The organism is Vibrio sp. 1557, assembly GCF_033340175.1.
GTDB classification, from domain to species: Bacteria; Pseudomonadota; Gammaproteobacteria; order Enterobacterales; family Vibrionaceae; genus Vibrio; species Vibrio alginolyticus.
In genome coordinates this window covers 1-1,481 of sequence record NZ_JAWOVZ010000115.1, presented here as the reverse complement: position 1 = coordinate 1,481, position 1,481 = coordinate 1, and the positions used below count along the sequence as shown (strand labels likewise).

Annotated in this window: 1 pseudogene; it reads left to right on the top strand. The window is 45.5% G+C overall.

The window, feature by feature from the left end:
- Nucleotides 1-1,481, top strand: a pseudogene (locus tag R7070_RS25070) (hypothetical protein); the annotation flags it as partial.

Below are 1,481 nucleotides of genomic sequence, written 5' to 3'. Positions count from 1 at the left end.
AGCTTGGGTATCCACAGCAGCGAGCGTAGAAGCCGCTTGTGAAGGTACTGACCTGTATGGCGAAGAAACTGGTGAAAACTGTGCCGGGTTCTTTGGATTTATCCCTCGATTCTCGAAAACAGATAACTTCAAAGCGAAGACTGCAGAGCCAGAACCGCCAAACTTTGATATTGCTTTTCGAGCGTTCCACGACAGAAACCTGAACTGTCAATATGATCCTATCATCGATGAAGTTATTCCTAATTGGGAGTTCGGTATTCGTGACTTAGCGATGGAAATGGGTGGTATGCGTAATACTAAACTTTCCAATGATTCTCCTGACGAGCCAATCACGTTTAGTGTTTTTGGGGTTGAAGACCATCAATGGAGCTTAGACCAATTCATGTGGTGGGCGAAAAAAGTTGGTTTTACCGCAATGAACACCCCATTCACTCACTTCACAACCTTCGCAGATTTAAGAGACTTTGCACCGACGTTCGAAGATGGCGATCTGCATATAGGCTTTGCAAACGCTCTAGCATGTCAAACCAACTTCGACGAAACCATCAAACGTTCTGCTGGTGAGGACACAGATGAAGCCAGCGGTAATGAGGAGAATGACGTTGGTTTCATGCCTAGTGCTTGGGCTCAACCAACCTTTGATGATGATCCCGTGTTAACCATCCGTTTTGGTTCTATCGGTATTGCCAATCTTAAAGTGTGTAAGTCGTTCGATATGAACGGTAACGGTATTCATGATGAAGGCGAAGGCTTGATTCCGAATTGGCCGGTCAACCTTTACATACCTGACAGTGTACCCGTTCCTAAACCATTCAACCCTGAGTATCCAGAAAATGGTGAATTCTTAGTGATAGAACAACTTCTTCTTGATGCCGGTGTTCTTCCAGAAGGCGAGAATTTAGCGGAAGTCGATACCAATGGTTACGTACAGCGGATGACAGGAGAGGATGGCTGTGCCACATTCTTCGTTCTCGTTCCAAATGTTCGCGGTGAAGATCCCGCGCCTTATGAAGTGAGCGAAAACCTTTCTGCTGCATGGAACAATACCAGTGATCACACCATTTCGTTCGACGTAAAATCTGTCATGAAAATGGAAAATGGCGTCCCTCTCATTATCGGTGAAGTTTACAATCGCAGTGACGCACTTGATGGTAATGAAGTGCACTTCAATAACATTTGTGAAATCACTGCAGACTTTGACACCAAAGGTTACTGGCACAACAAAAATGGCTTAAGTGAACTAACTGAAGCCGATAGAGTATATGTGAATGGATTAGCCCCTTACGCCTCTCCAAGTAACTACTTTGGATCTGGTGACGAGCCATTTGACGGTAAATTTACTGGTGGAGAGCCAGTTGAAGCAGCATTTAGCGGCGATTCTGCTACTTGGATGGCCGGGACTTGGCAATCCGAAGTGTCACAATTCTTGGTCGATAGCAATGGCAACGCGGACCTTAACGAGCATAAAGAGCAGCTAGCTC